Here is a 16,375-nt window from a genome sequence, read left to right on the forward strand (position 1 = left end):
GATGCCGCCACGCGCGGCATCTTCACAGCTTGCGAAGCGCTACCGTGTCGATCAGGTGGTTCTTGCCCTTGCGAAGGATAAGATCGGCGCGCGGGCGCGTCGGCACGATGTTTTGCCTCAGGTTCTTCAGGTTGATGTTCTGCCAGAGGCCTTCGGCGATGCTCAGCGCCGCCTCTTCGCTGATCGAGGCATAACGGTTGAAGAATGAATTGGGATCGCGGAAGGCGGTTTTTCTGAGATTCATGAACCGGTTCACATACCAGTTGTGAATGAGGCCCTCGTCAGCGTCGATATAGATCGAGAAATCGAAGAAGTCGGAAACGATGGGAACGATCCGCCCGCCCGCTGGCAGGTCGCGCGATTGCAGCACGTTGATGCCTTCGAAGATGAGAATATCCGGCTGGTCGATGACAGTGAATTCGTTCGGCAGAACGTCGTAGGTCAGGTGCGAATAACGCGGCGCCTTCACATTCGGCTGGCCTGCCTTGATCGCCGAGAGGAAACGCAGGAGCGCGCCGATATCGTAGCTTTCGGGAAAGCCCTTGCGCTCCATCAGGTTTTCCCGCCGCAGAACCTCATTCGGATAAAGAAATCCGTCTGTCGTGATGAGATCGACCTTGGGGCTGGAGGGCCAGCGCGCCAGAAGCTCCTTCAGGATACGCGCCGTCGTCGATTTTCCAACCGCCACGGAGCCGGCAATGCCGATAACGAAAGGCGTCTTGTTGACATCCGCCATGTTGAGGAAGCGGTTGCGCTGTTCGAACAGCAGCTGCGACGCCTCCACATGCGATGACAGGAGGCGCGACAATGACAGGTAGATGCGCCGCACTTCGTCCAGATCGATCGGGTCGTCCAGCGAGCGCAGTCGCTTGACCTCGTCGGCGGAAAGCGTCAGCGGCGTATCGGCACGAAACTTCGACCATTCTTCCGAACTGAAGAAGTGATAGGGCGAATATTCATCCGGTCGGAAATGATCGAGTGTGCTCGGCATGCCTCTCTCCCCGCTGCCTGCCTCGACATTCATGATGTCGGCCTCGCCGCCTTTTCCGCAAGGCCGGTTTGCCCGGTACGGCGCTCCAGCTCGGCAAAAACGTCGTCCAACGGAATATCTGCGATCTTCAGCACCACCAGCAGATGGTAGAGCAGATCGGCCGCCTCGTTCTTCAGCCCGTCGCGATCTTTCGCGATGGCCGCGATAACGGCTTCGACCGCTTCTTCGCCGAGTTTTTTCGCCGCACGCTCCTGGCCGGCAGCAACCAGCTTGGCCGTCCAGGATTCGTCAGGAGAGGCAGCGGCGCGTGTCGCGACGATGCGTTCCAGATCGGAAAGGGAAAATGCGCTCATGGGAGTTCCTGCAATCAGTCGAGACGCATGGCGATGCCGTGCTCTGCCATGTAGTTCTTGGCTTGCCCGATCGAATAGGTGCCGAAGTGGAAGATGGAAGCGGCAAGCACCGCAGTTGCGTGGCCATCGCGCACGCCCGCCACCAGATCGTCCAGCGTTCCGACGCCGCCCGAGGCGATGACGGGCACGCGAACCTGATCGGCAATGCTGCGCGTCAGGCCGATATCGTATCCGCTCTTGGTGCCATCGCGATCCATCGAGGTGACGAGCAATTCACCGGCGCCGCGTTCGACCATCTTGATGGCGAATTCCACAGCGTCGATCCCGGTCGGTTGGCGTCCGCCATGGGTGAAGATTTCCCAGCGGCCTTCTTCTCCGTCCTTCGAAACCCGCTTGGCGTCGATGGAAACGACGATGCACTGGTTGCCGAACTTGTCGGCCGCCTGCGCCACGAAATCCGGATCCTTGACGGCTGCGGAGTTGATCGAGACCTTGTCCGCACCGCAAAGGAGCAGCTTGCGAATATCCGCGACGCTGCGAACCCCGCCACCGACGGTCAGCGGCATAAAGCAATGATCGGCGGTACGCGAGACGACATCGAAGATCGTGTCGCGATTATCCGAAGAGGCTGTAATGTCGAGGAAGCAGAGTTCGTCCGCTCCCGCCGCATCATAGGCTTTCGCCGCCTCGACGGGATCGCCGGCATCGATCAGGTCGACGAAGTTCACACCCTTGACGACACGGCCGTCTTTGACATCGAGGCAGGGAATAACGCGGGCTTTGAGGGTCATGCGTTTACGTCCTTTGCAGCCTTGATAAGGGCAAGCGCCTCAGCAGGGTCGATACGGCCGTCGTAAAGCGCGCGGCCGGAAATCGCACCCTCGAGCTTTGCGGCATCCGGCTGCAACATGCGCTTGATGTCGTCGATGGAGGCGAGTCCGCCGGAGGCGATGACCGGGATCGACACGGCATCCGCCAGTTCCAGCGTCGAAGCCCAGTTGATGCCGGCCAGAATGCCGTCGCGATCGATATCTGTGTAGATGATGGCCGCGACACCGGCACCTTCGAAACGTTTGGCTAGTTCGATGACGCCGAGTTCGGACGCTTCCGCCCAGCCCTCAACAGCGACCTTGCCACCCTTGGCATCGATGCCGACGGCGACCTGACCGGGGAAACGCTTGCAGGCTTCAAGAACCAGAACCGGGTCGCGCACCGCCACGGTGCCGAGAATGACACGGGCAAGCCCACGGCTCAGCCACGCGTCGATATGATCGAGCGTGCGGATGCCGCCGCCGAGCTGCACCGGGTTTTTCGTCGCTTTCAGAATGGCGTCGACAGCCTCGCCGTTGACCGTCTGGCCGGCGAACGCGCCGTTGAGATCAACGACATGCAGCCATTCAAAGCCCTGATCCTCGAAGGCCTTGGCCTGTGCGCCGGGGTCCTCGTTATAAACGGTGGCCTGGTCCATATCACCGAGTTTCAGGCGAACGCACTGGCCGTCTTTAAGGTCGATTGCGGGAAAAAGAATCATGTCAGGGCTTCCAGCGCAGGAAATTGGAAATCAGGGCAAGGCCGAGCGTCTGGCTCTTTTCCGGGTGGAATTGCGCACCCGCCATATTGTCGCGGCCGACGAAAGCCGTCATCGCGCCACCGTAATTGGTGGTGGCGATGACATCCGTCGAATGCTTGGCGGCCAGGTGATAGGAATGCACGAAATAGGCGTGCAACCCGTCAGCACCGGTCTTGATGCCGTCGAACAGCGGATGGGCATGACGGATTTCCAGCGTGTTCCAGCCGATCTGCGGAATCTTCAGGCTCGGATCGGACGGCGTCATTTCCACGACGTCGCCTTCGATCCAGCCGAGCCCGGTGCTGACCGTCTTTTCCAGCCCGCGCGAGGACATCAGCTGCATGCCGACGCAGATGCCGAGGAAGGGATGGGCTTTTTTCTCGACGGCTTCGACAAGCGCCTCATGCATGCCGGGAACGGCATCAAGACCGGCGCGGCAATCCGCATAGGCGCCGACGCCCGGCAGGACGATGCGGTCCGCCGAAGCGACGTGATCCGGCCTGTCGGTCAGGTCAATGGTTGCATTGATGCCGGCTTCGCGGGCGGCACGCTCGAAAGCTTTTGTGGCCGAACGCAGATTGCCCGAACCGTAGTCGATGATCGCGACACGCATGTCAGCGCCTTCCATTCAAGTCGAAAAGAAACGATCCGGCGGGATCGTTGACGAAGTTTTTGTCGCCGCTCTTTTGCGACGAAGGGGTCCAGACCGGCTGGGACAGCTGTTCCGCCGTTTCGGTGTTTTCGGAGAGACCGGAGAAATATATGTCTTCGGCGCTCGAAAGATCAGGGGCAGAAACGACTGAAGTCAGCGTCCAGCCTTTGCGGATCAGGTGCCGGACGAGAAAATCGCGTCCCTCCAGCGCCGTGATGAGCCCGATGGCAAAACCGCATAGAATGCCAACAGGTTCGAATCCGGCTAATATCGAGACCTGTCCGGCCAGAAGGAGCGCTATGACAACGATAGCCGTTGCCAGCCACAGCCGGTTGATCGCGAGCCATAGCCAGGGCGCAATGAGAGCTAGCCAGACGAAACGGTCTGCGATGAAGCGGGTCGTCTTGTGGTCCCTGTCCGGCCCGTTGGGGGCTTCCAGAACGAGATAGCTTGTCATGGGCTTCCTGACAGCTTTGGCGTCAGGCCAGCATGCCCTTCGTGGAGGGAACGCGGCCTGCCTGCCGGGGGTCGATCTCGGTTGCCGTGCGAAGAACGCGGGCAACGGCCTTGAAGCATGTTTCGGCGATATGATGGTTGTTCGCGCCGTAATGGTTCAGGATATGCAGCGTAATGCCAGCATTCTGCGCCAGCGCCTGGAAGAACTCGCGCACCAGCTCGGTGTCGAAGGTGCCGATCTTCGGCGCGGAAAAATTGACGTTCCACACGAGGAAGGGTCGGCCGGAAATATCGACGGCGGCCTTGGTCATCGTCTCGTCCATGGCAAGATCGAGCGAGGCATAACGGGTAATGCCGCGCCGGTCGCCCAGCGCCCTGGCAATGGCCTGGCCGATGGCGATGCCGGTATCTTCCACGGTGTGATGGTCATCGATATGCAGATCGCCCTGAACCTCGATCTCCATGTCGATCAGCGAATGGCGGCTGAGCTGGTCCAGCATATGGTCGAAAAATCCCACGCCGGTGGAAATTGTCGATTTGCCGGTGCCGTCGATATCCACGCGCACCGAAACCGAGGTTTCGTTGGTCTTGCGGATAATCTCGCCTTTACGTTCTGCCATTTTGGCCGCTCCGTGAAAATGTTGCCGTTCCTTATCAGCACGGGACATAAATATCCAGTTGTTCCATCGTCTTGCCTGACATGCCGAAAACGGTGCGTGGCCGGCAAGATTGCAATCGTGAAAAGCAAACTTACATAGAACCCGAGAAGGGCCGCATCCCGGCCCGTTAACCGCAGGCCCGGCAGGGCAGACAGGTGTTTGATGACAACAATTATTACAGTCAGGAAGGGCGGCAAGGTCGTCATGGCTGGCGACGGTCAGGTAAGCCTTGGCCAGACGGTCATGAAGGGCAATGCCCGCAAGGTTCGCCGTATCGGTAAGGGCGAAGTGATTGCCGGTTTTGCCGGTGCGACGGCGGATGCCTTTACGCTGCTTGACCGTCTTGAAAAGAAACTCGAGCAATATCCGGGCCAGCTCATGCGCGCAGCCGTCGAGCTTGCCAAAGACTGGCGCACGGATAAATATCTGCGCAATCTCGAAGCCATGATGCTGGTGGCCGATAAATCGACCACGCTCGCCATCACCGGCAATGGCGATGTGCTGGAGCCCGAGCACGGCACTATCGCCATCGGTTCCGGCGGCAACTACGCCTTTGCTGCCGCCCGCGCCATGATGGATACGGACAAATCGGCTGAGGAGGTGGCGCGCCAGTCGCTCGATATCGCCGCCGATATCTGCGTTTATACCAACCACAATCTCGTCGTCGAAACGCTCGACGCCGAATAAGCAACCCCATTTCTCACCCAAGGGTCCTGTGGGCCGGGCCGGAATGGCCGGCCGGAACAGGAAAGCCGAGAGGATAGAATGACCACTTTTTCTCCCCGGGAAATAGTCTCGGAACTCGACCGCTTCATCATCGGCCAGCATGAGGCCAAACGTGCGGTCGCGATTGCGCTGCGTAACCGCTGGCGCCGCCAGCAGCTCGATGAGAGCCTGCGCGACGAAGTCATGCCGAAAAACATTCTGATGATCGGGCCGACCGGTGTCGGCAAGACGGAAATTTCCCGCCGGCTTGCCAAGCTGGCCGGTGCGCCCTTCATCAAGGTCGAGGCGACCAAGTTCACCGAAGTCGGTTATGTTGGCCGCGACGTCGAGCAGATCATCCGCGATCTGGTCGAGATCGGCATCGGCCTCGTGCGCGAAAAGAAGCGCGCCGAAGTACAGGCAAAGGCGCATCAGAGCGCCGAAGAGCGGGTGCTCGATGCGCTGGTTGGCGCAACCGCGTCTCCGGGCACGCGTGAAAGCTTCCGCAAGAAGCTGCGCGACGGCGAACTTGACGACAAGGAAATCGATATCGAAGTGGCGGATAGCGGCTCGGGCATGCCCGGCTTCGAAATTCCCGGCATGCCTGGCGCCAATATCGGCGTTCTCAACCTGTCGGAAATGTTCGGCAAGGCCATGGGCGGACGCACCAAGAAAGTGCGCACGACGGTATCGAAATCCTATGCCGATCTGATCCGCGATGAATCCGACAAGCTGCTCGACAATGAAATGATCCAGCGCGAGGCGGTGAAGTCGGTCGAAAATGACGGCATCGTCTTCCTGGACGAAATCGACAAGATCGCTGCCCGCGATGGCGGCATGGGCGCCGGCGTTTCGCGCGAAGGCGTGCAGCGCGATCTGCTTCCGCTTGTCGAAGGCACGACGGTTTCGACGAAATACGGGCCGGTGAAAACCGACCACGTGCTGTTCATCGCATCGGGCGCCTTCCATGTGGCGAAGCCTTCGGACCTCCTGCCCGAACTTCAGGGCCGTCTGCCGATCCGCGTCGAACTGAAGCCGCTGACAAAGGAGGATTTTCGCCGCATCCTGACGGAGACGGAAGCAAGCCTCATCCGCCAATACAAGGCGCTGATGGCGACGGAAGAACTGGATCTCGATTTCACCGATGATGCAATCGATGCCCTGGCCGATGTGGCGGTTCATCTCAATTCGTCGGTCGAGAATATCGGTGCGCGCCGTCTGCAGACGGTGATGGAGCGTGTTCTGGACGAGATTTCCTTCAATGCGCCGGATCGCGGCGGTTCCGCCGTCAAGATCGATCAGGAATATGTCCGTAAACATGTCGGCGATCTCGCCGCCGATACGGATTTGTCCCGCTATATTCTCTGAAGATTTCAGGGATACGAGAAAGAAGAGTGCGGCCATATTTGCCGCACTCTTTTATTTTATTCGCCTTGTCTCGCATTCAGCCCGCATTTTGTTTATGGGAAGGGCTGCATTCCGGTTGGAACCGCTTTAGTGGAATGATCCGGTTTTCCCAGCACCTTTCGCTGGTGGAGGCCGCAGGCTTGAGAAAAGGCATTCGCTCGTGCGCAAAACTCTTCTGGCATTTGCCGCTGCTTTGACGTTCACCGTCACCGCGTCTTCTTACGTCGAAGCCGCGACGGTCGTTCCGCCAGGCAATCGCAATGCCGAACAGCCCGGCGTTCCCGGCGCTTCCGCAAAAAGAACAAAAGCGTCCAACACCTCTTTCGAGCGCAAATACCAGAAGGTCATCGACCTTTTGTCCTCCGACAGGGCTCTGATCGCCAAGATCAAGTCGACGGCCGGGCGCTACGGCATCGATCCGATCCATATGATCGGCGCGATCGTCGGCGAACACACTTATAATGTCGACGCCTATGACCGGCTGCAGTCCTATTACGTCAAGGCGGCTTCTTACGCCGGGAACAGCTTCCGTTTCGGCTACAAGGACGAAACCATCGCGCAGTTCCTGACGCATTCGCAATTTGCCAAATGCCAGTCGAAGAGGGATTCCTACAGTGTCTGGAACTGTCGGGAAGATGTCTGGGAAGACAGTTTCCGCGGCAAGACGGTCGATGGTGTCGCCTACCCGAACAACCGTTTCAGCGCCGTATTTTTCCAGCCTTTCTATGCCGGCCAGACCTTCGGCCTCGGCCAGATCAACCCGCTGACGGCGCTGATGTTGTCCGACATGGTGTCCAGAACATCCGGCTATGAGAAGCTGGATGAGAACGACGCTACCGCCGTCTACACCGCCATTATGGACCCTGACCGGTCGCTCGCTTTCATGGCGGCCTCCATCCGCAAGTCTATCGACGACTATAAATCTATTGCCGACATGGATATTTCGAAAAATCCGGGTGTGACCTCCACGCTTTATAATGTCGGCGGGTCGCAGCAGCGTGCCGCCGCGCTTGCCCAGAAGAACCGCCAGCGCGCCGCAGGCGGGGAGCAGCCCCTGTTGCCGGAGGAAAATTATTACGGCTGGCTGGTGAATGACCGCATCAAGGATTTGCAGGCGCTTTTGTAGAAAAAGGCGACTATCGCCCGCATTGTTTCCAAAACGGAAATAATATTTGGCTGTCCGCCGCAATTGACGAGCGGCCGTCTCCGCGTCCAATCTGTGCCTTCAGAATAGAGGAGGCGCATGTGAGCCGCACGAATAAATTCGGTCTTTCCATCGATGACAGGCTTTATGCCTTTTTGACTGACGACGTCCTGCCGGGCACGGGTCTGGACAGCGAGGCGTTCTTCGAAGGTTTTTCGACCATTGTTCACGAGCTTTCTCCGAAAAACCGCGAATTGCTGGCAAAGCGTGACGCCCTGCAGGAAAAGCTGGATGGCTGGTATCGGCAGAATGGCGCGCCGGCGGATTTTGACGCCTATGAGGACTTTCTGAAGGAAATAGGCTATCTGCTGCCGGAAGGTCCCGGCTTCCAGGTGGAAACCAGCAATGTCGACCCTGAAATCGCCGTCGTCGCCGGCCCGCAGCTCGTCGTTCCGGTCATGAATGCGCGTTATGCGCTGAATGCGGCCAATGCCCGCTGGGGTTCGCTCTACGACGCGCTTTACGGCACGGATGCTATTTCTGACGCCGACGGTGCGGAGAAGGGCAGGGGGTATAATCCGAAGCGCGGTGAAAAGGTCATTGCCTGGGCGCGAAACTTCCTCGATGAATCCGCGCCGCTGGAAACGGGAAGCTGGTCCGAGGTGACCGGTTTCAGGATCGAGGACGGCCTGTTGCAGTTTGCTATCGGCGACGCCAGCACTGGCCTCGGGGATGCAGCCCAGTTCAAGGGTTTCAGCGGCGAAGCGGCAAAGCCCGCAACGATCCTGCTCGGCAAGAATGGTTTGCACACTGAAATCGTCATTGATCCCACGACCGAAATCGGCAAGGGCGACAAGGCGGGAATCTCCGATGTCATTCTCGAATCTGCGCTCACGACCATCATGGATTGCGAGGATTCGGTTGCCGCCGTCGACGCTGAAGACAAGGTGCTGGTTTATGGCAACTGGCTTGGCCTGATGCGCGGCGACCTGACCGAAGAAGTATCCAAGGGCGGCAAGACCTTCGCCCGCAGCCTCAACCCGGATCGCTATTACACGGCTCCCAATGGTGCGGCGCTCACGCTGCCGGGCCGTTCCCTGATGCTGGTGCGCAATGTCGGTCATCTGATGACCAATCCGGCCATCGTCGACAGGGAGGGCCGTGAGGTGCCCGAAGGCATCATGGACGCCGTCGTCACGGCGTTGATAGCCCTTTATGATGTCGGTCCGTCCGGGCGGCGTCAGAATTCCCGCGCCGGCTCCATGTATGTCGTCAAGCCGAAGATGCACGGCCCGGAGGAAGTGGCCTTCGCCAACGAAATCTTCAGCCGGGTCGAAAAGCTTGTCGGCATGGCGCCGAACACCATGAAAATGGGCATCATGGATGAGGAGCGCCGCACCACGGTCAACCTCAAGGAAAGCATCCGTGCCGCGAAGGATCGCGTCGTCTTCATCAATACGGGCTTCCTCGACCGCACCGGCGACGAAATCCACACTTCGATGGAAGCGGGTCCGATGATCCGCAAGGGCGACATGAAGCAGGCGGCATGGATCGCCGCTTACGAGAACTGGAACGTCGATATCGGCCTCGAATGCGGCCTTTCCGGCCATGCGCAGATTGGCAAGGGCATGTGGGCGATGCCGGACCTGATGGCCGCGATGCTGGAGCAGAAGATCGCGCATCCGAAGGCCGGCGCCAACACTGCCTGGGTGCCGTCGCCGACGGCGGCGACGCTGCATGCCACGCATTATCACAAGGTCGATGTCGCTGCCGTTCAGGAAGGATTGAAAAGCCGCGGCCGTGCGAAGCTTTCCGACATTCTGTCGGTGCCGGTCGCGCCGCGCCCCAACTGGACGCCGGAAGAAATCCAGCGCGAACTCGACAACAACGCACAGGGCATTCTCGGATACGTCGTGCGCTGGGTCGATCAGGGCGTTGGTTGCTCCAAGGTTCCGGATATCAACAATATCGGGCTGATGGAAGACCGCGCCACGCTGCGCATCTCCGCGCAGCACATGGCGAACTGGCTGCGCCATGGCGTGGTGACGCAGGAACAGATCGTCGAGACCATGAAACGCATGGCCGCCGTCGTCGATGCGCAGAATGCCGGCGATCAGGCCTATCTGCCGATGGCATCCGATTTCGATGGATCGGTCGCATTTCAGGCGGCTGTCGAACTGGTGCTGAAGGGCCGTGAACAGCCGAACGGCTACACCGAGCCGGTTCTGCACCGCCGCCGTCTGGAACTGAAGGCCAAGCAGGCGGCCTGAAGCCGTCAGCCGTCCTGAGAAACAAAAAAGCCGCCGGGGAAATCCACGGCGGCTTTTTCTTGTCTGGTATGTAATCTTTACTGGATCACGATGACCTTGGTGCTGCGGCCGGGACGAACGCGGCTGTAAAGATCGATGACATCCTGGTTGATCATGCGGATGCAGCCGGAAGAGGCGGCGGTGCCGATCGAGGCCCATTCAGGGGAGCCGTGAATGCGGAACAGCGTGTCCTGTCCCTTTTCATTGAAGAGATACATGGCGCGCGCGCCGAGCGGGTTGGTAAGACCCGGGCCCATGCCGGCCTCGACATATTTGGCGACTTCCGGCTTACGGTCCGCCATTTCTTTCGGCGGATGCCACATCGGCCATTCCTGCTTCCAGGCGACATAGGCCTCACCGGCCCAGGCGAAACCTGCCTTGCCGACGCCGATGCCGTAACGAACCGCGCGGTTGCCGGACAGGATGTAATAGAGGTAACGCTCACGCGTATTGACGATGATGGTGCCGGCGCGTTCGGATGTCTGGAATTCGACGATCTGACGGCGGTACTTCTCATTCACACGATTGATCGGGATGGCCGGCAGCGCATAGCCCGCATCGGTCACGGGACCGTAGACATCGTTGAAGATCTGGACCGTTTCGACCTTTGCCGGAACGGGGTCAGCAACCGGTACTGACGCTGCGATCTTGCCGGAGGTCGGAGCGGAGGATTGGGAGGTAGTTTCGGCGCAGCCGGCCAGAGCCAGTGCTGCCGTCAGACCGAGTGCGGTCAATGGGGTACGGATGCGCATGTCGTTCTCGCGGAAAATTTCGCCAAATTGTGCGAAAGAGTAGGCTTAATTGGATAAATCGGTTATTTTCCATTCAGCCGCTCTTGGCAAGCCGTTGCGCCGCCGCGAAACGGTCGGGCATTTAAAATTGCCGGTTGATTGCCTTTTTGCAACAATAGGCCAAACGCTTCAGCAGCCTTTATCCATGACTATTCTTTCCGTTACCAACAATAATCCGTTAATAGACGGCCGCCAGTCGGACAAGGCGATGCTGGTGCGCCGCGGCGTTCAGGTGCTTCTGCACGAAATGCGCCATTCGGTGCTGCCCGAACTGCCGCTTGCAAGCGGGCGGCGGGCAGATCTCATCAGCCTGTCGGTCAAGGGTGAAATCTGGATCATCGAAATCAAATCCTCCATTGAGGATTTCCGTGTCGATCGCAAATGGCCGGAATACCGCATGCATTGCGACCGGCTGTTCTTCGCCACCCATCCTGAAGTGCCGACCGACATATTCCCGGAGGAATGTGGGCTGATCCTGTCGGATGGATATGGCGCCCATATGCTCCGCGATGCGCCGGAGCATAAATTGCCGCCCGCAACCCGCAAGTCGGTGATGCTGGATTTCTCGCGAACCGCTGCGACCCGGCTGATGCTGGCGGAATGGACGACCGGGCGCAGCTTCGGAGAATGACTTCCGTTATTTGGGGGCGCGTTTGGCAAGAATGCGCTGCAGCGTTCGCCGGTGCATGTTCAGCCGGCGGGCGGTTTCCGAAACGTTGCGCTCGCACATTTCATAGACACGCTGAATATGCTCCCACCGAACCCGGTCTGCCGACATCGGGTTTTCGGGAACTTCGGTCTTTTCGCCCTTGCGCTGCGTCAGCGCATTGAACACATCGTCCGCATCGGCGGGCTTGGCCAGATAGTCCAGCGCCCCGAGTTTCACGGCGGTAACGGCTGTTGCGATATTGCCGTAGCCGGTCAGAACGACGATCTGCGTATCGTCCCGGTTCTGCCTGATGGCCTCGATGACTTCCAGACCGTTGCCATCCGCAAGCCTCAGATCGACAACCGCATATTTCGGCGGTGCAGCTTTGGAGCGGGCAATGCCATCGCTGACCGTCTCGGCGGTGTCGACGGTAAAGCCGCGTGTTTCCATTGCCCGGGCAAGCCGGCGCAGAAACGGGCCGTCATCATCGACGATCAGCAGCGACCTGTCGGGTCCGATCGGATCGATGTCGTCCGTTGGCGCGCTGGTGGAGTTGTTCTGGTCTTCTGTCTTCATGTTTCCGGCCTTCCGGCAACTTCGTCGGCTTGGTTTTCTTGTTCTTATCGCCGCTTCAACGTGGATGGTAAAGTCAATGGCTTCTTTTATCGTCCATAAGCGCCCGAGGCCAGACGATTGTGACACGCGCTCCGGTTCCGCTCGTGCCGCGATTTTCAAAGGTGACGGTGGCGCCAGACCGCTCCAGCAGGGTCTTGGCGATGAAAAGCCCGAGCCCGAGCCCACCCGCCCGTGTGTCGTTGTGACGTTCGGTCACATAGGGCTCGCCGATACGGGCAAGCACGTCATGGGCATAACCCGGCCCATCGTCTTCAATGATGACGGCGACGTTCTGCTGATCGTAATCCACCGTCACGGTCACCTTTTCCCGCGCATAATCCACACCGTTTTCAATGAGGTTGCCAAGACCGTAGATGATGCCGGCATTGCGGATGCCGACCGGTTCGTCGGCGCGATTGTTCTTTTCAACGAGTTCGAGGCGGATGCCGAATTCTCGGTGCGGCGCCATCACCTCCTCGATCAGCGAGGAGAGCGGCAGGCGGCGCATGTGCTCCTCATTGTCGGCGGAAAGCGAGGTGAGGCGGCGCAGAATATCGCGGCATCTTTCGCTCTGGCTGCGCAGCAGCGCTATATCTTCGCCAAATTTTTCGTCGTTTCCGAGTTCCCGCTCCATCTCCTTCGCGACGACACTGATGGTCGCGAGCGGCGTACCGAGCTCATGCGCGGCCGCCGCCGCCAGCCCATCCAGCTGCGAGAGATGTTTTTCCCGCTCCAGCACCAGCTCGGTTGCAGCCAGCGCGTCCGCCAGCTGGTTTGCCTCATGCGAAACGCGATAGGCGTAAAAGGCCGCAAAAGAGGTCGTGGCGATGATCGCGACCCAGGTGCCGACATGCAGCAGAAGCTGGATCGGCAAAACCTCGCCGGGATACCACGGAACCGGAAACGGCGAAAAGGCGATCGCGGTTGAGCAGATGACGGCAAAGCCGAGGAGAATGAGCGAATGTCGCAACGGCTGGGAGGCAAAGGCAATGATGACCTGCACGCAGATCAGCGGCGCGAAGGGATTGGAAAGTCCGCCGGTGATGTAAATGAGCGCCGTCAATTGCAGCAGGTCGAAGGCCAGCAGCAATGTCGCTTCCCAGGGCTCCAGACGATAGGTGGAGGGAAAGCGGGCAGTGAGAAACAGGTTGGCCAGCGCCAGTGCCGCGATCAGAAGACCGCAGGCCAGAAGCGGCAGGGGGAAATTGAGCCCGAAGGCGACAAGCAGGATCGTTGCCGTCTGTCCCGCAACCGCCAGCCAGCGCAGCCAGACAATGGTCTGCAGCCTTATCCTGCGGCTGGCGCGGCCGAGCCTCGTGGTTTCGATAGAATGGCCAGCCACCGTCATCTCCTTTGCCCTCTTCATCATCGTCACGTCCCGCGCGGTTTTGCACGGCTGGTCGGCAGGGCCGATGCCGGGTCTTCCGGCCATGGATGGCGTGGATAACGCCCGCGCATATCCGCCCGCACATCCTTCCAGGACCCCGACCAAAAACCCGGAAGATCGCGTGTCGTCTGTATCGGCCTGTGCGCCGGGGAGGTCAATTCCAGCAGCAGCGGCAACCGCCCCTGCGCAATGGACGGGTGGGCTCTCAGCCCGAAAAGCTCCTGCACGCGAATGGAAAGCGTCGGTTCGCTGGCGTCGTAACGAATGGGATGCCGCTGTCCCGTCGGTGCTTCGAAATGCGTCGGCGCCAACTTGGCGAGATCGCGCGCTACCTCATGCGGCACCAGAGACAGGATCCCTTCGGAGAGGCTGCCGGGCCGGATGTCCTGCAGGCTGCGCGCACCGTTCTGAAAAGGGACGAACCATTCGTCCAGCTTGGAAAGCAACGCTTCGTCGCTGACGTCCGGCCAGGGTTCCCCGATACTGGCGTTCAGAAAGCCGATCCTGTCGCGCAACTGCAGCGTCTCTTTCGAAAAAGGAAGTATGCCGATGCCGAATTCCCGAACGCCATTGGCGAGCGCCTGTGCCGCCTGTTCACCCTCGGGACGGGGCAAGGGTGTCTCATCGAGGATGATGGCGCCAAGCCGCGTCACCTTTCGCGCACGCGCCTGGCCGCTCGCCTTGTCGAAAAGCAGCTGGTCCTGCTGAACGATGAGGTGCGGCATCCGCTCTTCTATATCGGTCCTCTCTATGCCTGCCGCCGCAAGGATGCGCGGCTGCGCCGCTCGCCCGGTAATATCGGCAACCACCAGCATTTTGCTCGCCGCCAGCCGTTCTGTCTCGGCAAGCTCTGCACCACGCCCATTGGCCATCACATAACGTCCCCGCGCGCCGCGCTGAAGCGCGATCCTGTCCGGATAGGCATGCAGCAGCAGCGGACCGGCCTCGCTCGGCAACTCGGTCATCGCCGTTTTGTCGCCAATCGCGTCGAACAGCCTCGATGCCAGCTTGCGCGCCGCCTGCGCCCTTTCGCTCCTGTCGGAAAGAAAGCGCCGCAGCCGCTCATCGAGATCGATGTCGTTTCCGCCGAGCCCCTGTTCCGTCAGCATGACGGCGAGCATCGCCGCCTTTTTCCCCGCGCCTTCGTTTGCCGCCGCAATCACCATGGCCGCCAGCCGTGGCGGCAATGAAAGGCCGCGCATCAGATGGCCGCGCTGCGTCAGCGCCCCGCCTTTGTCGAGCGCGCCAAGATTTTTAAGAAGCGCGACCGATTCTTTAAGTGCGGCTTCGGGGGGCATATCCAGAAAGGCAAGAGAAGAGGGATCCTGAACACCCCAATGGGCGAGATCGAGCGCAAGGCCGGCAAGATCGCTCGCCAGAATTTGCGGTGGCGTAAATGCGTTGAGCGCCGCCGTCTGCCCCGGATGCCACAGACGGATCGCAACACCGGGTTCAGTTCGCCCGGCGCGGCCCGCCCGCTGGTCGGCGGAAGCGCGCGACACCCGCACTGTCTCCAGTCTCGTGATTCCCGTTGCCGGCTCGAAGACAGGTAGTCGTTGCAATCCGCTGTCGATCACCACACGCACCCCATCGATGGTAATCGAGGTCTCCGCAATCGAGGTGGCCAGCACGATCTTGCGCCGTCCAGCCGGCGCCGGCTTTATCGCTGCATCCTGCTCCTTCTGCGAAAGGTTGCCGTAAAGCGGGATGATATCCGTATCGTCGGGAAAACGTCCCTCCAGCCGCGTGGCCGTTCGGGTAATTTCCGCCTGTCCCGGTAAAAAGGCGAGGATGGAGCCCGTTTCCGACCCATGGGCCTCAGTGATCGCCTTGGTGACTTTCTCTTCAATCGGCACGCCCGGCCAACGATCCTCATAGCGGACCTCGATTGGAAACGTCCGCCCAAGGCTCTGAATGACCGGGGCGTCTGTCATAAGCGTGCTGATGCGTTCGACATCGAGAGTGGCGGACATCACGAGGATACGCAGATCGTCGCGCAACCCACCCTGCACATCGAGTGCAAGCGCCAGTCCGAAATCGCCGTCGAGCGAACGCTCGTGAAACTCGTCGAAAATTACAGTCGACACGCCGGCGAGTTCGGGATCATCCAGGACCATCCGGGCAAACACGCCTTCGGTCACCACTTCTATGCGGGTTTTCGAGGAGACGCGATTGTCGAGCCGCATGCGATAGCCAACGGTTTGCCCCACGTCCTCGTGAAGCAGCTCGGCCATGCGCCCGGCTGCGGCACGGGCGGCCAGCCGGCGTGGTTCGAGAAGGATGATCTTGCCGTCCCCCCGCCAGCCCTGTTGCAAAAGATGCAGCGGCACCAGTGTCGTTTTACCCGCGCCCGGTGGGGCTGAAAGAACCGCGCGCTTCGCCCCGGCCAGAGCCTCGGCGATATCGCCAAGAACGGCACTGACGGGAAGTTCGGGCAACTCGGTCTTTATGGGAACGGGCATTCTGGTCATGCAAACAGGCCTGCGGCATCTGGGGTGGTGTTTAAGCGTCTCATATGCCGTTTCTAATGCACGGCCCCGCACTTTGACAGCCGTATGTAAGGACCAGACAAATGCTCCGTCGGCGCTATTTGCAGTCAGGACGGGAGGACAGGCATTGGGCGTGTGTTGAAACGTCCGAAGATTTCGTCTCTTTCGGCTGTTTTCGCTTCGATTCACGAAACTATA

At 59.9% G+C, this 16,375-nt stretch carries 16 protein-coding genes; 5 read left to right on the plus strand and 11 right to left on the minus strand.

The genetic code is table 11. From position 1 onward, the window contains the following. Window positions 1-22 precede the first annotated feature (22 nt). Genes coaA through hisB form a run of 7 tightly spaced genes read right to left on the minus strand, consistent with a single transcriptional unit; the run spans window position 23 to window position 4,642 of the window. Window positions 23-1,024, minus strand: coding sequence for a type I pantothenate kinase (gene coaA / locus ACIK7D_RS22805; protein WP_020808714.1), 1,002 nt, complete (start codon window positions 1,022-1,024; stop codon window positions 23-25). Then, window positions 1,021-1,344, minus strand: coding sequence for a phosphoribosyl-ATP diphosphatase (locus tag ACIK7D_RS22810; RefSeq protein WP_020808715.1), 324 nt, complete (start codon window positions 1,342-1,344; stop codon window positions 1,021-1,023). The genes coaA and ACIK7D_RS22810 overlap by 4 nt, the downstream gene beginning before the upstream one ends. Before the next feature lie 14 nt (window positions 1,345-1,358). Beyond that, on the minus strand, window positions 1,359-2,135 hold the full coding sequence (gene hisF, locus ACIK7D_RS22815) for an imidazole glycerol phosphate synthase subunit HisF (protein WP_052818623.1): 777 nt from the start codon (window positions 2,133-2,135) through the stop codon (window positions 1,359-1,361). Further along, window positions 2,132-2,875 (minus strand): 1-(5-phosphoribosyl)-5-[(5-phosphoribosylamino)methylideneamino]imidazole-4-carboxamide isomerase, encoded by a 744-nt coding sequence (gene hisA / locus ACIK7D_RS22820; protein WP_137452554.1) that lies wholly within the window; start codon window positions 2,873-2,875, stop codon window positions 2,132-2,134. Before hisA ends, hisF begins: the two co-directional genes overlap by 4 nt. Before the next feature lies 1 nt (window position 2,876). Beyond that, window positions 2,877-3,527: an imidazole glycerol phosphate synthase subunit HisH gene (hisH, locus tag ACIK7D_RS22825; protein ID WP_400157418.1), complete on the minus strand. Its 651-nt coding sequence runs from the start codon at window positions 3,525-3,527 to the stop codon at window positions 2,877-2,879. A gap of 1 nt (window position 3,528) precedes the next feature. Continuing rightward, a complete protein-coding gene (locus ACIK7D_RS22830) occupies window positions 3,529-4,023 on the minus strand; it encodes a DUF2628 domain-containing protein (protein WP_400157419.1) in 495 nt (164 codons plus the stop codon). Between the two features lie 22 nt (window positions 4,024-4,045). Then, window positions 4,046-4,642: an imidazoleglycerol-phosphate dehydratase HisB gene (hisB, locus tag ACIK7D_RS22835; RefSeq protein ID WP_400157420.1), complete on the minus strand. Its 597-nt coding sequence runs from the start codon at window positions 4,640-4,642 to the stop codon at window positions 4,046-4,048. 201 nt (window positions 4,643-4,843) lie between these two features. On the opposite strand from hisB, the gene hslV reads away from it, so the two are divergent. From hslV to ACIK7D_RS22855, 4 genes are all read left to right on the plus strand, one after another. Continuing rightward, window positions 4,844-5,368 (plus strand): ATP-dependent protease subunit HslV, encoded by a 525-nt coding sequence (hslV, locus tag ACIK7D_RS22840; RefSeq protein ID WP_127756425.1) that lies wholly within the window; start codon window positions 4,844-4,846, stop codon window positions 5,366-5,368. A gap of 78 nt (window positions 5,369-5,446) precedes the next feature. Continuing rightward, on the plus strand, window positions 5,447-6,754 hold the full coding sequence (hslU, locus tag ACIK7D_RS22845; RefSeq protein ID WP_003521199.1) for an ATP-dependent protease ATPase subunit HslU: 1,308 nt from the start codon (window positions 5,447-5,449) through the stop codon (window positions 6,752-6,754). 199 nt (window positions 6,755-6,953) lie between these two features. Next, window positions 6,954-7,919, plus strand: a complete 966-nt coding sequence (locus ACIK7D_RS22850) for a DUF1402 family protein (RefSeq protein ID WP_127756424.1) — start codon at window positions 6,954-6,956, stop codon at window positions 7,917-7,919. Between the two features lie 119 nt (window positions 7,920-8,038). Beyond that, on the plus strand, window positions 8,039-10,207 hold the full coding sequence (locus ACIK7D_RS22855) for a malate synthase G (protein WP_400157421.1): 2,169 nt from the start codon (window positions 8,039-8,041) through the stop codon (window positions 10,205-10,207). 77 nt (window positions 10,208-10,284) lie between these two features. On the opposite strand, the gene ACIK7D_RS22860 is transcribed toward ACIK7D_RS22855, so the two are convergent. Further along, window positions 10,285-10,998 carry a L,D-transpeptidase gene (locus ACIK7D_RS22860; protein ID WP_003521204.1) on the minus strand — a complete coding sequence of 238 codons (714 nt, stop codon included), beginning with the start codon at window positions 10,996-10,998 and terminating at the stop codon, window positions 10,285-10,287. 184 nt (window positions 10,999-11,182) lie between these two features. On the opposite strand from ACIK7D_RS22860, the gene ACIK7D_RS22865 reads away from it, so the two are divergent. Further along, a complete protein-coding gene (locus ACIK7D_RS22865) occupies window positions 11,183-11,668 on the plus strand; it encodes an MmcB family DNA repair protein (protein WP_080818494.1) in 486 nt (161 codons plus the stop codon). 6 nt (window positions 11,669-11,674) lie between these two features. On the opposite strand, the gene ACIK7D_RS22870 is transcribed toward ACIK7D_RS22865, so the two are convergent. From ACIK7D_RS22870 to hrpB, 3 genes are all read right to left on the minus strand, one after another. Next, window positions 11,675-12,262 (minus strand): ActR/PrrA/RegA family redox response regulator transcription factor, encoded by a 588-nt coding sequence (locus tag ACIK7D_RS22870; RefSeq protein ID WP_080815397.1) that lies wholly within the window; start codon window positions 12,260-12,262, stop codon window positions 11,675-11,677. 73 nt (window positions 12,263-12,335) lie between these two features. Beyond that, window positions 12,336-13,643, minus strand: a complete 1,308-nt coding sequence (actS, locus tag ACIK7D_RS22875; protein ID WP_080818492.1) for a two-component system sensor histidine kinase ActS — start codon at window positions 13,641-13,643, stop codon at window positions 12,336-12,338. 29 nt (window positions 13,644-13,672) lie between these two features. Next, a complete protein-coding gene (gene hrpB / locus ACIK7D_RS22880) occupies window positions 13,673-16,159 on the minus strand; it encodes an ATP-dependent helicase HrpB (protein ID WP_400157422.1) in 2,487 nt (828 codons plus the stop codon). Window positions 16,160-16,375 lie beyond the last annotated feature (216 nt).

The sequence above is a fragment of the Agrobacterium sp. P15N1-A genome (assembly GCF_044626815.1).
Classification (GTDB): Bacteria; Pseudomonadota; Alphaproteobacteria; order Rhizobiales; family Rhizobiaceae; genus Agrobacterium; species Agrobacterium leguminum.